The sequence below is a fragment of the Halomonas sp. DP5Y7-2 genome, from assembly GCF_019802025.1.
Classification (GTDB): domain Bacteria; phylum Pseudomonadota; class Gammaproteobacteria; order Pseudomonadales; family Halomonadaceae; genus Halomonas; species Halomonas litopenaei_A.
On sequence record NZ_JAHVHY010000001.1, the window covers coordinates 15677 to 41701 of the forward strand.

Annotated in this window: 23 protein-coding genes; 8 read left to right on the top strand and 15 right to left on the bottom strand. The window is 61.3% G+C overall.

Features of this window, described 5'->3' with window-relative positions:
* Positions 1 to 178: 178 nt before the first annotated feature.
* On the top strand, positions 179 to 958 hold the full coding sequence (locus KUW18_RS00065; protein WP_206942634.1) for a glutaredoxin family protein: 780 nt from the start codon (positions 179 to 181) through the stop codon (positions 956 to 958).
* Between the two features lie 110 nt (positions 959 to 1068).
* Here the strand turns inward: KUW18_RS00065 and KUW18_RS00070 are convergent, their stop codons facing one another.
* The 7 genes from KUW18_RS00070 to KUW18_RS00100 form a co-directional block, all read right to left on the bottom strand.
* A complete protein-coding gene (locus KUW18_RS00070) occupies positions 1069 to 1479 on the bottom strand; it encodes a hypothetical protein (protein ID WP_222560516.1) in 411 nt (136 codons plus the stop codon).
* A 120-nt stretch (positions 1480 to 1599) separates the two neighbouring features.
* Positions 1600 to 2370, bottom strand: a complete 771-nt coding sequence (locus KUW18_RS00075) for a copper resistance protein B (protein WP_222560517.1) — start codon at positions 2368 to 2370, stop codon at positions 1600 to 1602.
* Positions 2371 to 2383: 13 nt separating this feature from the next.
* Positions 2384 to 4312, bottom strand: coding sequence for a copper resistance system multicopper oxidase (locus KUW18_RS00080; RefSeq protein WP_222560518.1), 1929 nt, complete (start codon positions 4310 to 4312; stop codon positions 2384 to 2386).
* Between the two features lie 68 nt (positions 4313 to 4380).
* Positions 4381 to 5724 (bottom strand): ATP-binding protein, encoded by a 1344-nt coding sequence (locus KUW18_RS00085; RefSeq protein WP_261396370.1) that lies wholly within the window; start codon positions 5722 to 5724, stop codon positions 4381 to 4383.
* Positions 5711 to 6373, bottom strand: coding sequence for a response regulator transcription factor (locus tag KUW18_RS00090; RefSeq protein WP_206942640.1), 663 nt, complete (start codon positions 6371 to 6373; stop codon positions 5711 to 5713). Before KUW18_RS00090 ends, KUW18_RS00085 begins: the two co-directional genes overlap by 14 nt.
* A gap of 73 nt (positions 6374 to 6446) precedes the next feature.
* Positions 6447 to 6935, bottom strand: coding sequence for a plastocyanin/azurin family copper-binding protein (locus KUW18_RS00095; protein WP_206942642.1), 489 nt, complete (start codon positions 6933 to 6935; stop codon positions 6447 to 6449).
* 99 nt (positions 6936 to 7034) lie between these two features.
* Positions 7035 to 7934, bottom strand: coding sequence for a LysR family transcriptional regulator (locus tag KUW18_RS00100; RefSeq protein ID WP_206942644.1), 900 nt, complete (start codon positions 7932 to 7934; stop codon positions 7035 to 7037).
* A gap of 150 nt (positions 7935 to 8084) precedes the next feature.
* Here KUW18_RS00100 and KUW18_RS00105 point away from each other — a divergent pair, with 150 nt between their 5' ends.
* The 4 genes from KUW18_RS00105 to KUW18_RS00120 all read left to right on the top strand — a co-directional run bounded on the left by KUW18_RS00105 (position 8085) and on the right by KUW18_RS00120 (position 13525).
* Entirely contained in the window at positions 8085 to 9176 is a 1092-nt protein-coding gene (locus KUW18_RS00105; RefSeq protein ID WP_222560519.1) for a 4-oxalomesaconate tautomerase, read from the top strand.
* A 113-nt stretch (positions 9177 to 9289) separates the two neighbouring features.
* Positions 9290 to 10498: a Bug family tripartite tricarboxylate transporter substrate binding protein gene (locus KUW18_RS00110; RefSeq protein WP_261396371.1), complete on the top strand. Its 1209-nt coding sequence runs from the start codon at positions 9290 to 9292 to the stop codon at positions 10496 to 10498.
* Positions 10499 to 10682: 184 nt separating this feature from the next.
* Positions 10683 to 12647 (top strand): tripartite tricarboxylate transporter permease, encoded by a 1965-nt coding sequence (locus tag KUW18_RS00115; RefSeq protein ID WP_222560520.1) that lies wholly within the window; start codon positions 10683 to 10685, stop codon positions 12645 to 12647.
* A 377-nt stretch (positions 12648 to 13024) separates the two neighbouring features.
* Entirely contained in the window at positions 13025 to 13525 is a 501-nt protein-coding gene (locus KUW18_RS00120; protein WP_222560521.1) for a hypothetical protein, read from the top strand.
* Positions 13526 to 13584: 59 nt separating this feature from the next.
* Here the strand turns inward: KUW18_RS00120 and KUW18_RS00125 are convergent, their stop codons facing one another.
* The 4 genes from KUW18_RS00125 to KUW18_RS00140 form a co-directional block, all read right to left on the bottom strand.
* Complete coding sequence (locus tag KUW18_RS00125) at positions 13585 to 14331, bottom strand: FadR/GntR family transcriptional regulator (protein WP_261396372.1); 747 nt, start codon at positions 14329 to 14331, stop codon at positions 13585 to 13587.
* Positions 14332 to 14449: 118 nt separating this feature from the next.
* The gene (locus tag KUW18_RS00130) at positions 14450 to 15964 is read right to left on the bottom strand and encodes a tripartite tricarboxylate transporter permease (protein ID WP_261396373.1); all 1515 of its coding nucleotides are present in this window, start codon (positions 15962 to 15964) and stop codon (positions 14450 to 14452) included.
* Positions 15964 to 16434, bottom strand: a complete 471-nt coding sequence (locus KUW18_RS00135; protein WP_222162072.1) for a tripartite tricarboxylate transporter TctB family protein — start codon at positions 16432 to 16434, stop codon at positions 15964 to 15966. The genes KUW18_RS00130 and KUW18_RS00135 overlap by 1 nt, the downstream gene beginning before the upstream one ends.
* Before the next feature lie 116 nt (positions 16435 to 16550).
* Positions 16551 to 17516 carry a Bug family tripartite tricarboxylate transporter substrate binding protein gene (locus KUW18_RS00140; RefSeq protein ID WP_222560522.1) on the bottom strand — a complete coding sequence of 322 codons (966 nt, stop codon included), beginning with the start codon at positions 17514 to 17516 and terminating at the stop codon, positions 16551 to 16553.
* 453 nt (positions 17517 to 17969) lie between these two features.
* Between KUW18_RS00140 and KUW18_RS00145 the strand changes: the two genes are divergently transcribed.
* Together KUW18_RS00145 and KUW18_RS00150 are read left to right on the top strand one after the other, a co-directional pair.
* Positions 17970 to 18746, top strand: a complete 777-nt coding sequence (locus KUW18_RS00145) for an SDR family NAD(P)-dependent oxidoreductase (RefSeq protein ID WP_222560523.1) — start codon at positions 17970 to 17972, stop codon at positions 18744 to 18746.
* 25 nt (positions 18747 to 18771) lie between these two features.
* Positions 18772 to 20358, top strand: coding sequence for an aldehyde dehydrogenase (NADP(+)) (locus tag KUW18_RS00150; RefSeq protein ID WP_222560524.1), 1587 nt, complete (start codon positions 18772 to 18774; stop codon positions 20356 to 20358).
* Positions 20359 to 20630: 272 nt separating this feature from the next.
* Here KUW18_RS00150 and KUW18_RS00155 read toward each other — a convergent pair whose 3' ends face one another.
* The 4 genes from KUW18_RS00155 to KUW18_RS00170 form a co-directional block, all read right to left on the bottom strand.
* Complete coding sequence (locus KUW18_RS00155) at positions 20631 to 22160, bottom strand: tripartite tricarboxylate transporter permease (protein WP_222560526.1); 1530 nt, start codon at positions 22158 to 22160, stop codon at positions 20631 to 20633.
* A gap of 3 nt (positions 22161 to 22163) precedes the next feature.
* Positions 22164 to 22673 carry a tripartite tricarboxylate transporter TctB family protein gene (locus KUW18_RS00160; RefSeq protein ID WP_206942663.1) on the bottom strand — a complete coding sequence of 170 codons (510 nt, stop codon included), beginning with the start codon at positions 22671 to 22673 and terminating at the stop codon, positions 22164 to 22166.
* 300 nt (positions 22674 to 22973) lie between these two features.
* Positions 22974 to 23981 carry a Bug family tripartite tricarboxylate transporter substrate binding protein gene (locus KUW18_RS00165; protein WP_222162066.1) on the bottom strand — a complete coding sequence of 336 codons (1008 nt, stop codon included), beginning with the start codon at positions 23979 to 23981 and terminating at the stop codon, positions 22974 to 22976.
* Between the two features lie 108 nt (positions 23982 to 24089).
* Positions 24090 to 24833, bottom strand: a complete 744-nt coding sequence (locus KUW18_RS00170) for a ribonuclease activity regulator RraA (RefSeq protein WP_222560527.1) — start codon at positions 24831 to 24833, stop codon at positions 24090 to 24092.
* Positions 24834 to 25220: 387 nt separating this feature from the next.
* Between KUW18_RS00170 and KUW18_RS00175 the strand changes: the two genes are divergently transcribed.
* Complete coding sequence (locus tag KUW18_RS00175; RefSeq protein ID WP_315900614.1) at positions 25221 to 25985, top strand: SDR family NAD(P)-dependent oxidoreductase; 765 nt, start codon at positions 25221 to 25223, stop codon at positions 25983 to 25985.
* Positions 25986 to 26025 lie beyond the last annotated feature (40 nt).

Below are 26025 nucleotides of genomic sequence, written 5' to 3' on the forward strand. Positions count from 1 at the left end.
CGCCACCGCACAAGCCCTGTTTTCAGCTCTTGCGCGACTATTGTGCTGCGCCGACTTGACCCTTGTGCTGCACCAAGGTTCTAGTCTGTGGTGAGAGTCCCGGAAACGTGCTGATTGCGCGTGTCAACGCGGCAATACGCTCGCCGGGGTTATTTTCATGCCACCACGGAGGGAACCGATGAGCAACACGGCCACACGCCACGCGCATGAGACATCTTCCCCCACCGCCGACGTCTATCGGATGAAGACGGATCAACACCTGTGCCCCTTCGGCCTGAAAACACTGTCGCTCCTCAAACGAAAGGGCTACCAGGTTAACGATCATACTTTGACCTCACGGGAAGCCATCGACCGCTTTAAGCAGGAAGCCGGCGTCGAGACGACGCCCCAGGTTTACATCGGAGGCGAGCGAGTCGGCGGCTACGAGGATCTGCGACGCCACCTCGGCATGAGTGTCCCCAGCGACAAGGACGTCAGCTACCGCCCTGTCATCGCCATCTTTGCCACGGCACTGTTGATCGGTCTGGCCGTCAGCTGGGCTAGCGGGCAGGCGCTCGTATCGCTGCACACTCTCGAATCTGCCGTGGCATCCGCCATGGTGCTGCTAGGTCTTCAGAAACTGCAGGACGTGGAAAGCTTCAGCACCATGTTTCTGAACTACGACCTACTCGCCCAACGAGAAGTGCGCTATGGCTACCTCTACCCCTACGCCGAAACACTGGCCGGGATACTGATGCTGGCAGGCACCTTAACCTGGATCGCAGCACCGGTCGCGCTGTTCATTGGCACAATCGGCGCCTTCTCGGTGTTCAAGGCCGTCTACATCGACAAGCGCGAATTAAAATGCGCCTGCGTCGGCGGCAACAGCAATGTACCGCTCGGTTTCGTATCTCTGACAGAGAACCTGGTCATGGTGTTAATGGGGCTTTGGATGCCGGCCAAGGCACTCATGACATAAAAATTGTATACATCTGGCGCTCTTGGATAGAAGAAACGTCTGACCGCGCCGCGCCTCATCCTAGAAAAAACCGCCAGAAAATATCTGGCGGTTTCTTTACCGTGACGCCTTTATTCTAAGCCAATATGCAAGCTGTAGCGGCCACTGCTTTCATTGGCGCTGCCGAGTACGCTGCCTCGCACTTCAAGCTCATAGTTGCCCGAAGTAACAGGCGTCTTCAGCAGGAAGTGACCATTGCTATCCGTATCGCTGGCCACTAACTCGCCTGCGGGAGAATACAACCTGCCTTCGATACTCATCGATTGACTAGAATCGCTGGCAAGATGTTCACTACTGATAACGAGCGTTCCTTCTTCTGCGACAGGCACCTGGTAGCGCTCAGGCGCACCACGGAGCTGCTGAGTGGCGGATACGCCTTGCTGCAAGACTGGGGCCTCCTGTAAGTGGCCCGGTGCAGCCATTACCGGCATTGCTCCCACCGAGAAAAAGGCGACTCCCATCATCTTTTGCCACATTTTCATAACATCTTCCTCCTGTGGATATTGGCATATTAATGATGGGTTATTGGCCTTAATCTACGCTGAAAATTTAAAAAATTATAACTGTCTCTCGCGATAAGCATGGCCATCGAGAAAGACAACTCAAAACCAGACGCGCACCCCGGCAACCACTGCAGTGTCTTCCACTTGACCGCCTTCATCACGTGCCATATCGGCAGTATCACCATAGAGTTTCTGCCAATAGGCGCCGATATAGGGTGCGAACTTTCGATGTAGCTCATAGCGAAGGCGCAGGCCGGTGCGCAAGGAATTGAATCCCTCCCCTACACCGAACTCCTCAGCATCATTGAACGCCACTTCCATTTCCAGGCGAGGCTGGAGATACAGCCGCTGGGTCAGTCTTAGGTCATATTCCTGCTCCAGACCCAAGGAGGTATCACCATCGTCGCTGACACGAAGGTCCAGCTCGGTTTCCAGCCGGTAGGGCGCCAGCCCCTGAAGACTGACCACGCCGAAATAGCGCTCGGGATGGTCGTCGCTGCCAAGCCCACCTTGATAGCCCAGACCACCTTGCAGCTCCCAGAAGTCGGCAATCAATCTGCTGTAGAGTAGATCCAGCGATTCAAATTCTGCATCTTCGCCATCCCCTTGGGCATTGTCCCCTTCCCCCTTCAGGTAGACGCGATGAACATCGCCTCCGTACCAGGCCTGAAAATCCCAGGACACCGCCTCGCTGTCTTCAGATGGCCAGGCATATTCCAGTCGGTCGATCATCACCGAGCCACGCAGATGCTCCTGCATGGGCGACGGCCAGTGATCTGGTGCGTCGTAGCCATCCTCAGCCAGCGCTACCGATGACATCCCCAGGCCCGATATCGCCGCCAACACAACAAGTCTCTTACGAGATTCCATGCGACATCTCTCCTCAGGCAACCTTGACGACGCGGAACATGCCGGCGTCCATGTGGTACAGAAGGTGACAGTGGAAGGCCCAGCTGCCCTCGGCATCCGCAGTGATCAGTGCAGAAAGGCGCTCTCCTGGCTTGACGTTCAGGGTGTGCTTACGCGGAATCAGCTCACCGGCGCCATTTTCCAACTCCATCCACATGCCATGCAGGTGGATCGGGTGCTCCATCATGGTGCGGTTGACCAGGATGAGGCGCAGACGCTCGCCCTTGTCGAAGTGGATCGGGCCCGAGACCTCACTGAATTTCTTGCCGTCGAAGGACCACATGTAGCGTTCCATGTTACCGGTTAGATGCAGCTCGAGTTCGCGACCAGGAGGACGACGATCAGGCCATGGCGCGATGGCCTTCAAGTCCTGATACACCAGCACACGACGATCACGGGCATCCAGGCCGATCCCTGGCTGATCGAGGCGGGAGCCGGGCTGCGCCGCTCCCACCGGCAGCATGGCGGCACCGGTAGAGCGGCCCATATCGTTCATCTGGCCGTGATCCATGCCCGCCATGGTCGAGTGGTCCATAGCGGTCATCGAGCCATGATCCATGCCCGTCATGCTCGATTGATCCATAGCGGCCATCGAGCCGTGATCCATGCCCGCCATGGTCGAGTGATCCATAGCGGTCATCGCGCCGTGATCCATACCCGCCATGCTCGAGTGATCCATAGCGGTCATCGCGCCGTGATCCATACCCGCCATGCTCGAGTGATCCATAGCGGTCATCGAGCCGTGATCCATACCTTCATGGGCTCCCATGGCCTCCATTCCTCGATCGGCGATGCGTCGGCGTTCCGGCACCGCCGCCGCCATACCCAGACGAGGCGCCAGGGTCCCTCTGGCAAAGCCGCTTCGGTCCATGGACTCGGCAAAGATGGTGTAGGCCACCTCCTCCTTCGGCGTAACCAGGACGTCATAGGTTTCCGCTACTCCGATACGAAACTCCTCGACAGGCACGGGTCGCACCGGCTGACCGTCAGCCGCCACCACCGTCATTTCGAGCCCCGGAATTCGTACGTCGAAGTAACTCATAGCGGAGCCGTTGATCACGCGCAGCCGCTGGGTCTCACCGGGCCGAAACAAGGCAGTCCAGTTGTCATCGGGCGAGTGGCCATTGAGCAGGTAGGTGTAGGTGGCGCCGGTGACATCGGCGATATCACGAGAGCTCATGCGCATCCGTGCCCACATGGCACGTGCTTCCCAGGTGGAAGCGAAGCCCTGTCGCCCCACATCGTCGATGAAGTCTCCCAGGGTGCGCTCCTGGAAGTTGTAGTACCCCTCACCGGTCTTCAGGTTGTGGAAGATGGTCGAGGGGTCCTCGAAGCTCCAGTCGGTCAGCAGCAGCACGTGCTCGCGGTCATAGCGAAAGGGTTCGCGTTGTTCGGCGTCGATGACCAGGGGGCCCACATGACCAACCTGCTCCTGCAAGCCTGAGTGGCTGTGGTACCAGTAGGTGCCGCTTTGACGGAGGGGAAAGCGGTAAGTAAAGGTTTCGCCCGGCATGATACCGGCAAAGCTCACGCCGGGGACGCCATCCATCTCCGGCGGCAGCAGGATGCCATGCCAATGAATCGAGGTGGGCTCGTCCAGCAGATTGGTGACCCGCAGCGTCACGTCCTGCCCTTCCTTGAGCCGGATCAGTGGGCCAGGGCTGGTGCCGTTGAGGGTGATAGGCCGTGCAGGCTGGCCAGCAATGGGCACGCTCTGGCGACGAATGGCCAGCGAGATATCCGGGCCGTTTTCCACCCCCTTGGGGTAACTCGAGGTCTGTCCCCAGGGGTTGGCCCAGGCAGGTGCCAGGCCTAGGGCGGCGGTGCCGATTCCCAGGGCTGCGCTTCCCTTGATGAAGCCTCGTCGTGATAGCCGATGTGGCGGCAGAAGAGTCGTCGACATGGGTGCTGTCTTCCTGTGCGATGAACTTCTGCCATCTTCCATCGTCAAGCTGAAAGCCAGCTGAATCCCTAACCAATAGGCGGCTTCGCGGAGAGCATTGCCAGCGGCAAGCGAATGGTCACTTCAAGCCCACCCGTGGAAGCCGCCTGAAAACTGACCTCACCCTGATACTGCTCGACCAGTTCAAGCAGTATCGACAGGCCGATGCCATTGCCGGGTCGCCCTTCATCCAACCGTTGGCCTCGCCGCCCCAATAGTGGCAGCCATTCCGGGGGTACTCCCGGACCATCATCCTGGATCTTCAGCTCAACACATTGGTTCAGCGTTAGCGCGAGCCACACCGACTCGCTGGCCCACTTACCCGCGTTATCGAGCACGATGCCAATCATTTCCAGGAAGTCCTGCCGCTCCATATCGATGCAGACATCCTCCGCGTCCCCGAGAGCCATGTTGAAGTGCTTGGCGGGGTACAGACTTCGAAACATGTCAAAAAGCTGGTCGAGTTCCCTCTTGATCCGGGTGTGCTGGCCGCCACCGGGGCCCGCCAGGCGCGCCTGACGCAGATGGGACTCCATCAACTCCTGCATAAGGGTCAGTCGTGTAAGCAAACGTTCACGACGCGCTTCGTCCAGTTCGCGTTTGCCGCGCAGGGCCTGCATCACCGCCGTCAGCGGGGTCTTGAGCGCATGTGACAAATCCGCCACTGCGTTACGTGAACGCACCAGTCGGCGCTCCTGGCTGTCCATCAGGCGGTTGAGTTGAGAGACCAAGGGCCGGAATTCCTGCGGCACCTTCATTCTGAGTCGCTGGCGCTGACCATTTCTCAGCTCGGCCAGTTGGCGCTGCAATAGATCCAGTGGCCGCAGGGCGGCATTGACCGCCAAACCGTTAAGCAGTGAAAGAGCGAGCAGCACCAGGCCTGCGATGGCGCCAATCCACCAGTGCAGAGCAGCGAGGCCTTCCTCGACGCTGTCGAAGGATTCACCAATAAGCAGTACGCCTGCCGTGCCTTCTAGTGAGAAGGTACGCCGTAACACAAGCAAGTGACGCCCTTCCAGGTGCACATCCAGCAACGACTCGTCAGGCCCATCTAGATGCGGGGCCAATGCTGGCAACCAAGCGGGGTGCGAGGTAGTGAGGCGCGTTCCGCGCTTGAGCACGTACAGGTGATGAAAGACCTCGGCCGACAGGCTCGAGGGCAAGGTGGGAGCCGGTACAGGGTCAGCGTTTTGACGCAGTTGTGCCAGGCGATACTCCGCTTCCTGACGCAGTCGGTCACCGAGAAAGTCCCGCGCGGTCTCGCGCAGCAGCAGACCATGCATAAACCAGGTCAACGCCATGACCAGCAGGGACACCGCCCCGAGGCTGACCAGCAGGCGCAGACGAAGACTGTTGCGTCTAATGCGAAACAAGCACGTACCCCTGGCCTCGACGCGTCTGGATGATGTGCTTGCCCAGTAGGCGACGCAAACGAGCGATGTAGACCTCCACCAGATTGGGCGCCGGGGCATCCTGCTCAAGGGCGTAGAGTTGATCGAGCAGCTTCGTCTTGGAGTGCACCCGGTCAGGGTGGTACATCAAGTAGCGCAACAGGCAAAACTCGGTGGCGGTTAGCGGCTGCCATGGTCCTCCCGCGCAGCTGACCTGACGCTGATCCTCATCGAGGCGGACGCCGTTGACGATGAGCCTTGCCGTCAATTCCGTGCGCCGGCGCAACAGCGCATGGACCCGCGCCAGCAGCTCCTGTTCGTGAAAGGGCTTGGTGAGATAGTCATCGGCCCCTCGACGAAGGCCATCTACCTTGTCCTGCCAGGCATCGCGAGCCGTCAACAAGAGCACCGGAAGACCAAGACCCTGGTCTCGCTGGAACTCCAGCCAATCGAGCCCCGAACCATCGGGCAGGCCGATGTCCAGGATCATCAGCGCATACTCTTCGCTGTGCAACAGCGCCTTTGCCACGCTCAGCCGCTCGGCAACGTCAACGCGATAGCCATGATCATCCAAGGCATCTTTCAGACTCTCGCAGAGCAGGTCATCATCCTCGACCAGCAACAGCTTCATCACCATCATCTCCCGGCCTGTCTCCGTCCTGCCACGCCCCAGCCACGCTGGAAGAAGTGGCCCTGGCCGGCTCCTATGGTCCCACACTCAGAGCGCCGTGCATGCCCGCCTCGAAATGTCCAGGGATATTGCAGGCGAAGGTCAGCGATGCCCCCTGTTCCGGCGCCTGCCAGACCAGCGTCCTGGTCTCTCCCGGCGCCAGGGTAACTGCCGGCATCTCCATGGCCCCGTGCATCTGGCTCATGTCGTGACCGTCCCCATGCATGCCATGTCCTCCCCCAGATGCCATCTCACGCATCATCTTGCGGTGTTCATCCTGAGCCTCGGCAGAGCCGATCACGAATTCGTGCTCCAACTGGCCGCTGTTAGTGACCTCGAAGGCGACCACCTCGCCAGAAGCAACGCTCAGTTGCTCTGGATCAAACCAGATATCGCCAGCCTCGACAGCGATGGTGCGCTCTGCGTGCGCGGGATCAATCACTGACGACTGAGCGTGGCCGGCACCCGCCAACGCCTGAGTCGACACCAGACCAAGGGCTAACACCATCAGTGTGCTACGCATGACATCGTCCTTCCATAGTGGGATGAAGGTAGCCGTTATAGCGCGGCTAGCTGAATCCAGGCTGAATCAGCCGCAAGCACGCAGGGAGTATCCTCCCGCTCACGAGTGAGTCCACTTCTCCAGCAGCAGGTCGATAAACAGCTGGGCGGTGCCCGAGATACTGTGCACGTTACTGCGTACCAGGCCGATGGTACGCTCGATACGTGGCTCCGGCAGTTCGCGCGAACACAGGATCTCGTGGTCCGGGCCCGGCATGGTCATGCGCGGCAGTATCGCCACCCCCAATCCAGACTCCACCAGCCCCAGCGACGTCGATAGATGCTGCACCTCGTAAAAGCTGTTGAGGTGGATGCCTTCGGCTGACATGGCACTGTCCAGCAGGGTGCGGTTGCCGCTATCGCGACTGACGGTGATCAGCCTTACCTGCTCCAGGTCGGCCCAGGCGATCTGCGTCTTGGCGGCCAGCGGATGATCCGATCGCAGCGCCAGTACGAAGGGGTCTCTCAGTAGCTGCGTAAACGACACTTCAGGGCGTTGAGCGCTGAACATGTTGATGCCGAAGTCCGCCTCACCACTGATGACCTTCTCCAGCCCTTCATTGGCGCTGACGTCGAGTATGCGAATCCGAATACCCGGCCAGGCCTCGCTGAACTCACGAATCACACTCGGCAAGAAGTAGAACGCGGCAGTCGGTAGACAGGCAATCGTGACCGTGCCGGTCTGGTGGGTGGCCAGCTCGCGAATGCCGAGAATCGAGGACTCGTACTCCTCGATCATGCGTCTAGCCCTCGGCAGGAAGTCCGCGCCAATGGCCGTCAGGCGAGTACGCCGCGTGGTGCGCTCCAGCAGGCTGACCTCCAGCAACTCCTCGAGCTTCTGAATTCGCCGCGAGAGCGCAGGCTGCGAGAGGTGCAGCCGCTGTGCCGCTTCGTGGAACGACCCCAGCTCGGCGACTTGAATAAACGCTTGTAGATCAAGAAATTCCAGCCTGTGCAGCATATCTCTACTCTTGCATGATCGGTGAGCTACTGATAACCATATCGCATTAATCCAACTTTCGCATTGATACATAAAGCTATTTGCATTTGAAGCATCAAATGCCTGGTGACAAGCTGCTGTCATGACCTCCAACAACGACGTGACATCACCATGATGAACAGCATCCCCTGCATGATCATGCGAGGCGGCACTTCCAGAGGCCCCTTCCTGCGCATGTCAGACCTTCCCGAGGATGAGAAGGCTCGGGCAGATATCCTGATCAGTCTGATGGGATCCGGTCATGCCCTACAGATCGATGGCATAGGGGGTGGCGACCCACTGACCAGCAAGGTCGCCATCGTTGAGCGCTCGGCGCATCCCGATGCCGACGTGGACTACTTGTTTGCCCAGGTCGACGTGCTCAATCACCGCGTCGACTTCAATCCCAACTGCGGCAACATGCTGTCGGCGGTGGGGCCCTACGCGATTGAGTCCGGCCTGGTGGAACCGCAGCAGGATTTCACGCTGGTAAGGGTGCGCAACCTGAATACGCAGCGCTTGATCGAGTGCCATGTTCCGACCCAGGGCGGCCAGGTTCTCTACGATGGCGACACCCGTATCAGCGGCGTTCCCGGGACCTCGTCGGCCATTCAACTGAGCTTTCTTGATATCGTCGGGACCAAGACCTGTGGCCTTCTCCCCACCGGCAATGTGGTGGATCTGATCGATGGCGTCGCCGTGAGCTGCCTCGACGCGGCGACGCCCATCATCATGATCAGAGCGAAAGAGCTGGGGCTGACGGGGCACGAGTCCCCTGACCAGCTGGACGCGAACAGTCAGTTGCTGGCGCGTATAGAGCGCCTCCGCCGACACGCCGGCGAGCTGATGGGCCTGGGCGATGTCAGCCAGAGCGTGCTACCAAAGCCGGTGCTGGTGTCCCCTGCACTGGAACAGGGACGCACCCTGTGCGCCCGCTATTTCGTGCCCCATCGCTGCCATAAGGCCATCGCCGTAACCGGCGCCATCGCCGTCGCGTCGTCAGTCAGCGTGCCGGGAACCGTAGCGAATCTGATCGCCGTTGGCGCGGGATCACTGGAAGCCAACGAGCTGGCCTCCCGGGTCAGTATCGAACACCCATCAGGCTTCATTGATCTGGAAGTCGAGCACCGCGGCGGCAACGCCACCGACATCGCGCGCGCCTCGCTGATCCGTACCGCGCGCAAGATCATGGCCGGCACCCTGTTCTACGCCCTGCCCGATTGATCCGACTCAACCCGATCCCGCTCTGACCTCGTCGCATGACGATGATGTCAGCGCTACGGGCACTGCCGACAACGGCAGGCCCCTGACAACGACAACACAGAAGGAACCACGCCATGACCAAGCCAAAGCTTGTCTCTTTACAGCACCTCTCGCTCCAGCACTTCTCGCTACAGAACTTCTCGCTACAGAACGTCTCGTCGAAGCCTTCTTCCTCGAAGCCATTGTCCTCAGTCTTCGGGCTTCGCGGCATGGCCCGCGCCACCCTACTAGGCCTCGCCGTGTCCGCTGCGACGCTCTGCGGCACAGCCCACGCCGATGACGCCGATGTTCCTGGCAACATCAAATGGACGGTGCCTTTTGGCGTCGGTGGCGGCACCGACGTGTGGGCTCGCTTCTTCGCGCCCTGGCTCAGCGAGTACCTGCCCGGCGAACCCACCATCATGATTGATAACGTCCCAGGTGGGGGCTCGATCAACGGAGCCAACCTGTTTGCCATGCGGGCCAAGGCGGATGGCTCCCACTGGCTAGGCACCTCTGCATCGACTCAGTACCCGGCCATGCTGGATGACCGCCGCGTTCGCTACGACTACCAGGAATGGACGCCGATCCTGGCCACGCCTACTGGCGGCGTGGTTTACGGCCAGCCGAGTCTCGGCGAAGACGCCGACGCCATTATTGATGCGATGCTCGACCAGCAGGTCAAGATCGCCGCCCAGAATCCGACCGGCCTGGAACTGCCAGTACTGATCGCTCTGGATCTGCTGGGCGCCGACGTCCAGGCCGTATTCGGCATGCGCAGCCGTGGCGAAGGTCGACTGGCCTTCGAGCGAGGTGAGGCCGACATCGACTTTCAAACCAGTTCAGCCTACTTGAGCAACGTCCTGCCGCTGGTGGAGTCCGGCAAGGCGGTCCCGCTGTTTTCGTTGGGGCTGCTTAACGATGAAGGCGAGATCGTGCGTGACCCCGCCTTCCCCGACCTGCCCACCTTCAATGAAGTCTACGCCGCCCGCCACGGCGAAGCGCCAACAGGCCCTGCCTACGAAGCCTTTCGCAAGTTCTTCGCCTCGGGCTACGCGCTGCAGAAGCTGATTGTGGTCCCCAAGGACACCCCGGCAGACCTGATCGAGACCTATCGTGACGCAGCACGCGAGTTCATCGCTACCGACGCCTTCAAGCAGGACGCTGAAGCTCAGCTGGGACCCTATGATCCGGTGGTCGGCGAGGTCATCCAGCGCCACCTGGAAGACGCCATGAGCATTGATGATGCGACCCGTGAGTGGCTCACCCACTGGCTGAAGGAAAAACACAACGCCCAGATCTGAATGGCGCCAGCGCCGCGCAGTTCTCCTGCAGACACCAGCGGACTCCGGCGCTATCAGCGACTAACCGCAGCTTCTCTATTAGGTGTGCCGAAAGGAGCTCGGCTCACAGCTCGACCACAACAACGTGACGATAACAGCGCTGGGGGCACGCCCCAGCGCTACGACAATACGAGAGTCCAACGCCATGCTTGATATCTTCCTCTCCAGCCTGGGACAGTTGTTCACCCTGTCCCATATGCTGTTCATGCTGCTGGGGGTGATGGTCGGCCTGATCGTCGGCATCATTCCCGGACTCGGGGGCATCGCTGGCATGTCCCTGCTGCTCCCTTTCCTCTACGGCATGGAGCCTACGGTGGCACTGGGCATGCTGATGGGACTGGTCGCCGTCATCCCGACTGGCGACACCTTTGCCTCCGTGCTGCTCGGCATCCCTGGCTCCAGCGCCTCTCAAGCCACCGTTATCGACGGTTTCTCGTTGGCCAAGAAGGGCCAGGCAGCCCGGGCCCTGTCCAGCGCCTTCCTGTCCTCCATGATCGGTGGCCTGATTGGTGCGGTGGTGCTGACCGGATTTATCCTGATCGCCCGTCCGCTGGTACTGTCCTTCTCGTCATCAGAGCTGTTCATGCTGACGCTGCTTGGCCTGTCCATGGTGGCGGTGCTGTCAGGCGCAGATCTGTTCAAGGGGCTTGCCGCCTGCGGGTTCGGCCTGCTGGTAGGCGGTATCGGCATGGCCCCGGCCACCGGTGAGTTTCGTCTCAATCTGGACATCGATTACCTGTTTGATGGCCTGCCCCTGGTCGTTGTCGGCCTGGGCATCTTCGCCCTGCCCGAGATCATCGACCTGCTGGTCAAACGTGGCGCTATCGCCGAAAAGCCCTGCCGCCTTGGTGAAGGCTGGCGCCGCGGCATTCAGGACGTTGGCCAACAGCGTGGCCTGGTCGCCCGCTGCGCCGCCATCGGCAGCCTGGTGGGCACCATTCCTGGCCTGGCGGGCTCTGTCGTCGACTGGCTGACCTATGGTCATGCGGTCCAGACTGCCAAGGACAAGTCCGCGTTTGGCAAGGGCGACATTCGTGGCGTCATCGCCCCGGAATCCGCCAATAACGCTTGCGCCTGCGGTGCCATGGTACCAACGCTGCTGTTCGGGGTACCGGGCTCGGGCACTGCCGCCGTGTTTCTCGGCGGTCTCTTGCTGCTGGGCCTGCAACCTGGCGTTGGCATGATCGAGACCCATCTTGATCTGACGTACACCATCATCTGGTCACTGGCCCTTGCCAACATCCTTGGCGCCGCCATGTGTTTGCTCCTGGCACGCCCGGTGGCCAACCTGACCCGGGTGCCCTTCGCCACCCTGGCTCCCTTGATCACCGTGCTGATCATCTTCGCCGCCTTCCAGGCGACGCGAGCCACCGGTGATCTGTTGGCGCTGGGTGCCATCGGCGTCATCGGCGTGCTGTTCAAGCGCGCCAACTGGTCACGCCCCGCCTTCCTGATCGGCTTCGTCCTCGCCCCAGGGGCGGAGGCCTACTTCTACCAGGCGGTACAGTTTCAGGGTGCTGACGCCTTCCTACGTCCCGGTGTGCTGATCATCGGCGCCATGATCCTGGCTGCGCTGTTCATCCCGATCATTGGTGCCGGCGTCAAGAAACGCCGCCAGGCCATGTCTGTCGGGGCCGCTGCTACCCAGACCAACGACGACAAGCCGCCGCATCAGCTCGGCATCATCGACATCATCCTGCTGGTGGCCCTGCTGGTCCTGGCGGCCAGCGCCTGGATCAACGTCTCCGAGCTGTCACTCATCGGCGGCATCATGCCCCGCCTGGCCATCGCCATCATGGCCGTGGCCTGTCTGGCGGAAGTGGCGCGCAGCGTGATTCGCCGTCCCCGCTGGAAGCAGCAAGGTCTGGAGCGTGAAAGCGTCTGGCTCATCGGGTTCTTTGCGCTGGTCGGTGCCATGCTCTCGATCGGCTTTATCACCACCGCCACGCTGTTCACTCTGGTCTTCCTGCTGGCTATTGCCAAGCTGCGGTGGTGGTTGGCCCTGCTGATGGCCATGGGGGTGACGGGATTCCTGGTCAGCATGGCAACCTTCCTCACCCTGACCTACCCGCAAGGCTTGCTGGACCCGCTGCTGTTCGGTTGGCTTTAGGTCCGTCCGCAATCCATACAAGGCTCCGCCCCGCAGCAGTCTCCCGGCGGAGCCTTCTTTATCGACGCAGTGCCGACACTCGCCTCGGGATTCAGCACTCGCTACCCAGCCAGATACTTGTCTCGTCCCCAGATAAACCTAGCGGGAGCCAACATCTGAAGCCACCCTGGCAACGTTCGCAGGAACTATGCGGCAACGCCGAGATCTTGTTCCCAAGCTTGCTCTATCGCCCCTGCCCGGCGGTAGACTCGAGTATCACTCTCCTCTCATGCAGCAGGAAACATCGACACTCACCCCGTTCTCGTTGCCTGACCTCTGACGGCCTCGACAATCTCCAGCCTGCGATCACCAGCCCCTCTCTGACATGGAGGCATCCCATGGACCTGGTAGAGAAACTCATCGCTGAACCGACCGATGATATCTTTGATCTTCTGCTGGCCGATGACAAAGAGGTCTTCTGGGTCGACTGGCGAGATGACGACGCCGTGCTGGCTGACTACTGCGAGGCCGTCGCCCACACCGGTATGCTGGGCTCCCACTGGGTCGACGACGTGCTGACCATCACCTACGCAGAACGATCACGGGCAGTGCCGCTGACCCAGTCACCGGGGGACCGGCACATCACGTTGATGACGATCAACGAACTGATGGCCCCTGACTACAGCATCAGGATGGTATGGGAGTCGGAAGGCAGCGATACCCTGGCCTTCAGCGTGTTGCCAGAGGCCAGGTGGGCCGAATTGGAAGCGCAATATGGGAGCGCTGCGGTGGATCGGGCCTTTCTCACCCTGACCCATGACATCAATCCCTTCATCGATGCCCTGCACGTCCGGCGCCCGACGGGCAAGGAGCGTCGCTGGTGGACATTCTGGCGATAGCCGGCTGCTGAGGGTTCATCGACTCCATGGAGCCTGCCAGGCGCACGCCAGACGAGTGGCTAACGCGTGCCTTCAAACATCCGATGTCGGGCATTGTCGATATGGGCGCGCATGGCGGCTTCCGCAGCCTCTCCATCCTTGGCGGCGATGGCGTCGACGATGGCCAAATGTTCGTCCTGTACCAGTCGCAGGCGCGCCTGCGACGCCATCAGTGACAGCCCACGAGTCAGGTTCATCCCTTCCTTGATACTCTCGTTGAGCGACTTCAATACGGTGGTGTAGTAGTGATTGCTGGCCGCTTCGGTAATCGCCAGATGGAAGCGATAGTCTTCGTCGGTGGCCAGATCGTGGCGAGCATTGGCCTCATCGATGATGTCGTAGCAGCGACGAATCTGGTCGAGCTGTTCCTGGGTGCGTCGCAACGCCGCCAGATGTGCTGCCCGCGCTTCGACGTTGGTGCGAAACTCAAAGCAGCGCTGAATGTCGGCAATGCTTGAGATAGGCGCAAACTTGAGCACCGCGCTGTCAGGCTGACGAATGACAAAGCTGCCGGAGCCGCGCCGGGACACCACCAGCTCATCCTCCTTGAGTCGGGCCAGGGCATCGCGCAGCACCGGACGAGAGACTTCATAGCGACGGCACAGCTGCGCCTCGGTGGGCAACTTCTCATTGACCGGATACTGGCCTTCGATGATCGCTTCCAGAATCTTCTCGTAGACCGCCGAAGCCAGTGAAAATTTCGCCTCTAATGCCATCTTGCCTTGCTCCGGATCTCTTGTTCCCTGGAAGTTGCCCGTCCGGCTCATCACTCCGCCGTGGCCCCCTCCCTTTTTACCATCGCAAACGGCGCCCTGCACTGGACCTTGAGGTCGCACCCGGGCGCCTTTCGCCGTTCCTTGCCCCAACACTGGCGCATTTTTCCGCTCAGGCCACCGTCTTGGCATTGCCGGGCCTGCTAGCCTGACGCCCCTTCCAGATGCCGTTGGCGATGATCAGGGTCCAGGTCAGAATCGCCAGCCCCGCCAGCACCATGGCGATGGGCCGGTCGACGAAGGCCATCAGGTCGCCGTCGGACTTGAGGATCGAGCGCATGAAGTTGCTCTCGATGATGGGGCCGAGGATAAAGGCCAGAATCAGCGGACCCAGCGGGAAGTCGTTCTCCATCAGGAAGACCCCGACCAGCCCCAGGCCGAGCATGATCCAGACGTCGAACATGCTGTTGTTGGCAGAGAAGGCCCCCACGATACAAAACATCAGGATCAATGGGTAGAGAACCCCTGTGGGCACCGCCAGCAACCTGCCGGCCCCCTTGATCGCCATCAGCCCCAGCGGCAGCAGCAGCAGATTGGCCAGCACGAACACCATGAAGATGGCGTTGACCAGGGCACCCTGCTCGGTGAAGACGTCCGGGCCCGGGGTGATGCCCTTGGTGGTCAGCACGCCGATGATGATAGCGGTGACGGTATCCCCGGGAATGCCGAACACCAGCGCCGGGATATAGGCGCCGGACAGGGCCGCGTTGTTGGCGGCGCTGGCCGAGACCAACCCCTCTGGATGACCGGTACCGTACTTCTGTGGCTCACGGGACAGCTTGCGGCTGATGGCATAACTGATCCAGGACGCGATATCGGCGCCGGCGCCGGGCAGCGCCCCGATCATGGTGCCAAGCAGGCCCCCTCGGGCAACGCCCCCCTTGTAGCGCCAGGTTGTCCCGGCAACGCCGTCCAGCAGCTTGCCCTTGGGCGTCTCCACGTTGGTGGCGCTCTGTCCCGCCCCAGGCAGGCTGCGTAGCAGTTCAGTAATGGCAAACAAGCCAATCAGCACCGGCAGCAACGAGATACCGGCAAGCAGGTCATAGCTGCCCATGGTGAAGCGCATCTGGCCGGACACGCTGTCCATGCCGACCATCGCCAGAGACAGGCCGATCAGCATCGAAATAGCGCCCTTGAGCGGATCGCCACCGGCCACCAGGATGGCGCAGGACAGCCCCAACAAGGCCAGCCAGAAATACTCGTCACTGGTGAACTGCAGCGCAAATTCAGCGATCCGCGGGGCAAACAGGGCAAGCACCGCTACGCCAATAATGCCACCCAGCATCGAGCAGGTGACGTTGATGCCGAGGGCAAGCCCCAACTTGCCCTTCTTGCCCAGAAGATAGGCCTCGTCGGCATAGACCGCAGACGCCGGCGTACCCGGCATCCTCAGCAGCGCCCCAGGTATATCACCAGCGACGATGGCCATGGCGGTGGCTGAGACGATGGCGGCGATCGCCGGCAGCGGCTCCATGAAAAAGGTCACCGGCACCAGCAAGGCGGTCGCCATGGTTGCGGTAAGACCAGGAATAGCGCCCATGAACAGCCCGAACAGGGAGGCCGCGATGATCACCAGGATCACCTCGGCGTCGAGCACCATGGAGGCAGCTTGCAGTAATTCGTTCATCAGTAGAGCACCTGTTCAAGCAGTCCGGGAGCCAGGGGGACGTGCAGCACCTGGGCGAACAGCATCCAGATCACTGCCGTCGCCATCACCGCGATCAGCAGCGCGCGGCCCCAGCCGCGGCGGTGATACATCCGGAACAGCAGCGTCAACAGCGTCACCGCCACCACCGGAAAGCCGAGCACCGGAGTCAGCAGCACATAGGCAATGACGCTCGCCACCACCGCACCGAGCGCCAGCAGGAAGGGGCGCCCGGCCACCTTGCCCGACCAGCGCACCAAGGCCTGGCGCTGTCGCAAGCCCTTGAGGATCAGCAGCCCCCCCATCAGCAACAACAGCCCGCCGACCACCTTGGGAAAGGTCCCGGCGCCGTAGACCTGCCGCGGCAATGGGCTCAAATCGGCAGAAGCCACGATGAGGGCAGCCCCCAAGGCCGCCGCCATGGTTCCTGATATTGCATCACTGGTACGCATGAGACATGTCTCCTTGATGCAGACGCATCAGCGGAGAGGCGCCGCCCAAGCGGCGCTTCTACAAAGTGTCACTGACGGTCCCCACCCACCATCAGCAGGTGAAGACCGAAGGTCGATCACTGGGCCAGGCCCAGCTTGTCGATGATGGAGGCGTTGTTGGCGTCCTGTTCGGCCATGAACGCCTCGAAGCCTTCCGGTCCTTCCCATACCGCACCGAAACCGCGGCTTTCCATGAACGCCTGGAAATCCTCGGAGTTCCACACGGCCTCAGCCGCGCTCAGCAGGCGCTCGGTGACGTCTTCTGGCAGCCCCTCGGGGCCGACCAGGCCACGCCAGGAACCGTGGGACCAGTCATCGCCGGTCACCTCGCCAGCGGCGGGAATATCGGGGAAGGCGTTCTCACGCTCGCTGGATAGCACCGCCAGCGTGCGCACACGATCAGACTCACGCATGGACTCCGTTTCCGGCAGCGACGAGAAGACAATATCGACACCGCCCGCAGCCAGCTCCTGCAGACCTGGCGCCGCCCCCTCACTGGGCACCAGGTTGACGGTGTTGGGATCGATGCCTTGCTGGTCGAGGAAGCCGGCAAAGGACAGGTGGTAGGCGGCACCCGGCGCGGAGCCCGACACGGTGTACTCGTTGGGTGACTCGGCCAGATCCGCCAGCGCCTCTTCCAGGTTCTGCCAGGGCGCCTCGGCGTTGACGGTAAAGGCGGCGTAGTCGAGGTTGAGCAGCGCGATCGGGGTAAAGTCTTCGTAGGACAGATCCGCGGTACCGATGTGCCGATAGGTAGCGATCTCAGCGGTACCCAGGCCGAGGGTGTAGCCGTCCGGACGCGCCATCTTCATCGCCATGTGACCGACCACACCGGAGCCGCCGGTGCGGTTGACCACATTGACCGGTTGCCCCAGCTCCTGCTGCAGCCCGGCAGCGAACTGTCGACCCACGGCGTCGGTGCCGCCGCCGGCAGACCAGGGCACAATCAGGGTGATCGGCTTGGTGGGATAGTCGTCACCGACCGCGACCGAGGAGGTCGCCACCAGCAGGGAAGCACATAGCAGGCGTGGAAGCGTTCGCATGGGTTATCTCTCTTGTCAGCTAGCGTCGGAAGCTCCGGCGTCAACGCATTTGCTCGGCACCGGAATGAACGCTTGCAAGAGTGCCCTCGGACCGTAAAACAGACAAGTTATTACAAATTATACTTTATGCTAACGGGAACAGGACAGACGCATCATCTAGACGCAAAAGCGCTTAAAAACCCGCACACGAAATCGAATAAAAATGTTACAAAACAGTATTTTGCACAATTACAAACAAAGCACATCGCAAGCCTGACACAGCACTTAACCTCTCCACTCACCACCCCAACAAGACCAAAGTACGAGCCCTACTTGTTCTTATTTGTTTGAAGACCATAAGACTCTGGGCTAAGGTTGGCTGCACAACATCGAGGGTGGCGCCCTGCGCCCTCCCCGCACCGAACCATCCCATGATGCGGCCTGTCGCAGGCCCGCTTAGTTCAGGAGCATTTCATGTTCGCCGACCTCAACGACAAGACCGTCCTTATCACCGGCTCCACCAAGGGCATCGGGCGCGCCGCCGCCGTCGCCTTCGCTCGCGAAGGTGCCATCGTCGGCATCAACAGCAGCCAGAAGGACGCCGCCGCCGAGGAGCTGATTGCCCAGCTGGAGTCTGAAGGTGCGCGCTTCGCCTACTATGAGCGCGACCTGACCAAGAGCGGCGAGTGCGAGACCCTGGTCAACGAATTCGTCGAGCAGTTCGGCAGCCTCGACGTGCTGGTCAACAACGCCGGCGGCCTGGGTGTACGCAAGAGTCTCGAGTCCCTTGAAGACGACGACTTCAACCTGGTCATGGACCTGAACCTGCGTTCGGTCATCATGACCACCCGCTTCGCCATGCCGCACCTGAAGGCCTCTGCCGAGAAGCGCGGAGAGACCGCCAGCGTCATCAGCACCGGATCCATCGCCGGACGCGAAGGCGGCGGCCTGGGCGCCTCTCTGTACGGCGGCTCCAAGGCCATGCTGCATAACCTCCACCGCAACTGGGTCAAGGAATTCACCAAGGACAAGGTGCGCTTCAACATCGTCGCACCGGGCACTATCGACACCGCCTTCCACGCCGACAAGAGCGATGAGGTCAAGGCCAAGATCGCCTCCACCATCGCCATGGGTCGCCTTGGCACCTCCGAGGAAGTGGCGCCGTCGTTCCTGTTCCTGGCCTCCCACGCCGCCAGCGGTTACATCACCGGCCAGGTCATCGACGTCAACGGCGGCCAGATGTGCCCCTGAGCGCCCCTTCGAACAGGAGATGGTCATGACACTTGAAGGACACCAGTTGATCGGCTTTCAGTCGTTGGCAGGCGATGTTGGCGAACGCGGTATCGCCGCCATCAATCCCGCCTCGGGAGACATGCTGTCGCCCACCTACCCCAGCGCAGGGGCCGCCGAGATCGAGCGAGCTTGCCAGCTGGCGGAAGATGCCTTCCTGCCATACCGACAGCTACCACTTGGTGATCGAGCCCGCTTTCTGGACACCATCGCCGACCACATCGATGCCCTGGGTGATGCTCTGACCGAGCGCGCCATGGCCGAGACCGGCCTGCCCAAGGCCCGTCTGGAAGGCGAGCGCGGCCGCACCTGTGGGCAGCTCCGGCTGTTTGCCGAGGTGCTGCGCAGTGGCGAATTCCTGGGCGTGCGCGTGGAGGATGCCCTTCCTGAACGCACGCCCATGCCACGCCCAGCGCTGGTTCAGCAGCAGGTGCCACTGGGTCCCGTGGCGGTATTTGGCGCCAGTAACTTCCCGCTGGCATTCTCAGTGGCAGGAGGCGACACCGCTTCTGCCCTCGCAGCGGGCTGTCCAGTGATCGTCAAGGCTCACTCCGCTCATCCTGGCACCTCGGAGCTGGTCGGACGTGCCGTTCAGCAAGCCGCGCGGGAGTGCGACATGCCCGAGGGAGTCTTCTCGCTGCTTTACGGCAGCGGCCGCGAACTCGGTCAGGGCCTGGTGCGAGACCCACGCATCCAGGCGGTTGGCTTCACCGGCTCACGCACTGGGGGTACTGCGCTACTTCGCACCGCCCAGGCGCGCCCGCAGCCGATCCCGGTTTACGCCGAGATGAGCAGCATCAACCCTGTTTTGCTGTTGCCACACCAGCTGGAAACGGCGGCTGAGGATCTGGGTGAGGCCTTCGTCGCTTCTCTGACCATGGGAGCCGGGCAGTTCTGCACCAACCCGGGCCTGATCCTGGCACTGTCCGGCCATGCCCTGGAACGCTTTGTCGACCAGGCCGGCAAGGCGATCAGAGAGGCGGGCCCCCAGTTGATGCTGACTCCTGGCATTCACGCCGCCTACCAGCAGGGCGTAGCCCAACTCGCCGATCAGCCGGACGTTGCCCTGGTCGCCAAGGGCAAGGATACCGGGCACCTCGCCTGCCCCTGTCAGCCGCACCTTTTCCGCACCAGCGCCAGCGCGTTCATCGGCAATGACGCCCTGCACGACGAGGTGTTCGGCGCCTGCGCACTGATCGTCGAATGTGCGTCGGTAGAACAGATGACACAGGTGCTGAGCGCCCTGGAGGGCCAGCTAACCGCCACGGTCCACCTGGACCAGGCCGACCATGCGCTCGCCGAGCGGTTACTGCCACTGCTCGAACGCCGCGCTGGCCGCATCATGTTCAACGGCTGGCCCACCGGCGTCGAGGTGTGTCACACCATGGTCCATGGCGGCCCCTGGCCCGCGACCTCCGACACGCGCACCACCTCGGTTGGCAGTGCCGCTATCCAGCGTTTCTTGCGCCCGGTGTGCTATCAGGCGCTGCCCGAGGCGCTGGCGCCGGACAGTCTCAAGGCCGACAACCCGCTGGGCCTGCCACGCCAGGTCAACGGCAAGCGCCAGGGCTAGGCCTTTCGAAAGACGGGCCTAGCCGCCACGCTTTCCAGGGTGGCGGGACTCAAGAGAAGACCGCCACCACGAAGACAAGAAGGCCCTCGCCACAGGCGAGGGCCTTCATGTTGATAGCGGTCATCGGTGCCTGGCGGCCCATGGCCCCTTCTCACTCCCCCCAAAGGCGAGTTGATTCAGCCACGGCCGTGCCTTCGGGGTCGTGCAACAAAACGCCTGACCCCGTCGACGTGACAGGATCAGGCGCGAAGGTATGCCAGGTATCGCCGCCCTCAGCCGGTGCTTTCGCGACGTTTGAGCTGTACTGGCTTGCGGATTGCCAGGAAGTAGACAAAGACACCGGTCAGCACCAGGAAGAACAGGCTATCAGGCTGGGTCACAAACACCGTCAGGTCGCCATTGGACAACGTCAGCGCACGCCGCAGGTACTCTTCCAGGCCTGGGCCGAGAATGAAACCCAGCAGCAGGGTTACCACCGGGTAGCCGTGCTTGCGCAGATAGAAGGCCAGCACCCCCATGATCAGGGTCATCATCATCTGGAAGGTGGAGTAAGTGGCCACATAGCTGCCCACCACCGCCAGCATGGCGATCGAGCCGAACAGTATGTCCCGGCGAATGCGCACAATACGGATGAAGTACGGACCCAGCAGATACATCGTCAACGGAATCAGGATCAAGGCGCTGAAGATCAGGGCCGCCAGCATCGGGGCGATTAACCCGGCCTGGGACTCCATCAACTGGGGTCCGGGCTGGATGCCGTTGATCACCAGCACGCCAAGCACGATCGCGGTAATCGGATCACCCGGTATACCGAAGGTCAGCATCGGCACCAGGGCACCACCACACACCGCATTGTTGGCGCTTTCCGCTGCGGCAATTCCCTGGGGATTGCCCTTGCCGAAAGTGTCAGGCTCTTTCGAGGTACGTACCGCTTCCACGTAGGCCAGAAAGCCGCCCATGGAGCCACCTGCGCCGGGCAGGGTGCCGACCAGGTAGCCGATGGTCGAGGATTTCAGGTAGCAGGCGGCGCCGATACGACGAATCGCCGAGCGCGAAGGGATGAAGTCGCGACGGCGAATCTTTGCCACCCCCTTCAACTTCTCACGAATACTCAAGGCCTTGTCGTTCTCGGCCAACTGGGTCAGTAGCTCACTGATCGCAAAGGTGCCGATAATGACGGGCATCAGATCGATACCTGCCGCCAGGTCGCCGCTACCAAAGCTGAACCTGGCCACCGGCACCATGGCATCGAGCCCCACCGTCGCCAACATCAACCCGAGGCACGCGGCAATGCCGGCACGGCGGACGTTGCCCCGCTGGGCAATGACAATCACGATCAGCGCAAACAGGATCAGCGCGCACTTGCCAGTGGTCTGCACCAGCAGCGACAGGTCAGCGATCAAGGGCGCCAGCAGCACCAGCAGTACCGCTCCGAAGACGCCCCCGATCATCGAGGCGAAGGAGGCATGCCCCAGCGCCAGAGGCCCTTCGCCCCGCTGCTGCATGGGATAGCCTTCCAGGGCGGTCATCATCGACGAGGGAGCACCGGGTATATTGATGGTAGTGGCGGTGATACTGCCGCCGCACATGCCGGCCATATAAATGCTGGCACAGGCCATCAGCGCGGTGGTCACGTCAAGGCTATAGGTCAGCGGCAGCAGCAGCGCCAATGCCAGGGTGGCGGTGAGTCCTGGAATCGCCGAAAACACCGTGCCGATCAGAAAACCGGCCACCACGTAGAACAGTACGGTGGGGTTGAGCAGCAGAGCAAAGCTCGCTACCACTTGTGTCAGAAAATCCATGGCTCACCCCCATAGCGCCGGTAGACGTACATTGAAAATCTGCTGGAACAGCAGGTAGCCCACCCCAGTGATGGCCATGGCGATCGCTACCTTCGACAGCCACCTATCGACGCCAGAGAACAGCATCATCACCGTCAGCACGTAGATCAGGGTAGACAGCAGGTAGCCAATCCCCTGAAAGGCCAGGACATACACCAGCGTTGCGAGCATCAATAGAAGCTCAGGCGAAAAGCGAAGTGCCCGCGCTTGCACCGTCGCTTGCGATGCGTCCGAGGCTGTCGCTGCAAGGTTCTCGTGAACCGCAGAACGCCATTGCAACAGGCACAGCACGCTCGCCAGCGCACCTATCAGTAAAGGAAAGAAGGACGGCGTCAGCTTGCCGTTTTGCAGCGGTGGCCCCATGGTCAAGGTGACGATGAGGTAACCGAGCGACATCAGCGCCAGGACTCCATGAAAGCAGGCGGCGCCGGTGCCCAGTGCACGCGCCATCGTGGGGACAGAAAATCGGGACATAGGGAACCTCTCTCGGCCCCCGCAACCAGGAGCCGACCACACAATGATCATTGGGTAGGAACGGAAACGGACAGCGACGTAAGGGAAACACTGCATACATGCCTGCGCGGACGAGTCGCTGCGTTGCGGGCTGCTCGCACTCCTCACCTATACCGCATAGGCTCCGGGTGCTGCGCTGCTGGCGCCTAGCCTCTCATTGCGCTCGGCTGATGTATTCAGCGCTTCCCAAGGTCCTCTAATCCGTTTCCGTGGGTGGCAATCGGCGAAGATCGCCAGATGCTGGCGACCTTCGCGTCAGGCTTACAGGTTCAGCTCATCCATCGCGGCAAATGTTCTCTGCTGGTAGCTGGCGATCCAGTCGTCGACCTCCTCGCTGCCCAGCCACCCTGGCGTCACTCCAATGCTGGTGACCCACTGCTGGAACTCATCACTTTCGTAGGCGTCCTGATAGGCGGACTCCAGCGTGTCGATCACGTCCTCGGGTGTATTCGCGGGGGCCGCCAGGACAATGAAACTGCCGGTCTCAAGCTCGATGCCAAACTCGGAGATCGGCGGGACCTCCGGGTACGCAGGATTCTGTGAACCGGACAGTTCGACCACACCCAGCGCATCGCCGGAGGACAGGATGCCGGAGAAGTCTCCCAGGCTAGAAATCGCTCCGTCGATTTCTCCGGACAACAGGGCTTCGGCCTCCGCAGTGGAGGATCCCGGATAGGAGATCACGTTGAAGCTCACCCCGGTGGCGGCCTCCAGTCGGCGCACCGCCAGGTAAGGACCAGATCCTTCCGGCGCTACACCAATGCGCACAGTACCGGGGTTTGCTCGGGCCGCCTCGATCAGCTCTTCGTAGGAGCCGTAACCCGACTGCTTCGACACCACGATGGCATCGGCCTCCTGGGTCACACGGGCGAAGGGTTCAAGCTTATCCAGCGAGTAGCCCGGGACCATATTGCCCCGCGGCAAGGTCACCACGCTATCGTAGGTCAGCACTCCGATGGTGTGGCCATCAGGACGCGCCTTGGCCAACTGCATCAGGCCGGTCGCGGTGACAGCACCACCGATATTCTCGACGTAGACAGAGGTCGGCAGCGCCTGCTCGGCCAGATTACTGATCTTGCGCGAGATGGCATCGGCACCACCTCCCGCCGGCCACGGCACGATCATTCGCACGTCGCGCTGGGGGAAGTCGGCCTGGGCCACAGGCACGGCGACTGCGGCAGCCAGGAGAACACTTGCCAGGGTACCCCCGGTCGTGACGGAAGCAAGGCGTGACCACTGGCGAGTCGAGAGCAAGGTGTGAGCAGTCATGGCGGCTCCTTTCATTATTGATTGTGATAGTCGAATGAGTGGCCACTGGAAGTGACCAGTCATCGTGTTGCAGTGAGGCGTCAGCGCGGCTGCATCAGTGCTGCAACCTCAGCGCGACTGCTGCTGACGCAGGTAGGCCTGATACTCCTCCTGGGCCTGCTCGTTGGGCGGGTAAAGGCCGATGACCTTGGCCCCGGCGCTGACTTTCTCAAGCACGTAGGCCTCGAAGGCCTCCATACCGGCCGCCTCTTCTGCAACTTCATCAGCCAGCTCCAGCGGAATGACCATGACGCCGTCACCATCACCCACCAGGACATCGCCCGGGTAGACCGGGACGCCGCCACAGCCGATGGGCTGCTGGATGTCCACGGCATGGTGCTTGGTCAGGTTGGTCGGGGAACTGGGCTTGGTACAGAACACCGGCATCGACATGGTCTCGGCGTACTCCGAGTCACGCACCCCCGCGTCGGACACAAAGCCCGCGCACTCGCGCACCTGTAACCGGGTCAGCAGGATGCTCCCGGCACTGGCGGCGCTGGCATCCTGACGGCAGTCGGACACCAGAACACGCCCCGGTGGCACTGTCTCGACGGCCAGGCGCTGGGGATGCTCTGGATCACGAAACGCAGCGACCGTGTCGAGATCTTCCCGGGCCGGGATATAGCGCAGTGTGTATGCCTGCCCCACCATCTTGACCTGGGCAGTGTTCATGCGCCCGACGTTCTGGATGTAGGTATTTTTCAGGCCACGCTTGTGCAGCAAGGTGTGCAGCGATGCCGTCGACGCGCGCATCAGGCGCTCACGGGTCAGGCTGGACAACTCGGGGTGGGGGTAATCGTTGATGATGCTCATGGGCTTCGCCTGTTCTGGGCCCACCGGGCCGGTAAGTGACGTGGTCACTATAGAAATCGCCCTGCCGCTTTTCAAACAACTTTTTACAACTTATCTATCCCCACACCTCTTCGGAGCCAAGAAGCATGTTACATCGCTTTCAACATCAATCACCAAAACGCTGAAATAAAACATTTTTTACGTAAAAATAGCACGCCAGATAGCGACGCCATCCTGGCGATTAGACATAGGTATAACAAGGCAATATTTGTATTAACCCAGGCCGTGGAGTCGACACGACGTCTGTTCCCCACCCCTACGGATGGATCGCAGATGGCACCTCACCATGTCGAGATGAGAAGCTGCTCTTCACCACCAACGGATACACCAGGCTCAAGGAGACACAGGATGACAATGCTTAGCCACTTTTCCCTGACTGGACAGACGGCGCTGGTAACAGGGGCTCGCAGAGGCATCGGCGCGGCCATGGCGCTGGCCTTGGCTGAAGCCGGTGCCGATATCATCGGCGTCAGCGCCAGCATGGCCAGCGATGGTGACGAGCTGGGTAAACAAGTGCGCAAGCTGGGACGACGTTTCGAGGGTATCGCCTGCGACCTGTCTGACCGCAAGGCGCTAATGACGCTGGTGGAGGGACTTGGTGAGCGACGTATCGATATCCTGATCAACAACGCCGGCACCATCGAGCGCGCGCCAGCCCATGAACACTCGGACGCGCTGTGGGACCGAGTGATCGACATCAATCTAAGTGCACCTTTCGTGTTGACCCGGGAGATCGGTCGACACATGGTCGACAGGGGCAGCGGCAAGATCATCTTCACTGCTTCACTGCTGTCGTTTCAGGGCGGCATCACGGTACCGGGATACGCCGCCAGCAAGGGCGGCATTGCCCAGCTGACCAAGGCCTTTGCCAATGAATGGGCGGCCCATGGCGTGAACGTCAATGCCATCGCGCCCGGGTATATCGCCACCGACAACACCCAGGCACTGCGGGAAGATTCCGACAGATCTCGCGACATCCTGGCCCGAATCCCCGCTGGACGCTGGGGCAGCCCCGATGACTTCAAGGGACCTGTCGTATTTCTCGCCTCCCGCGCCTCGGACTATATGCACGGCACCGTCATGACGGTCGATGGAGGATGGATGGGGCGGTAACGACAGCCCTACAAGGTTGATCCAGGCGCGTCGCCCACGC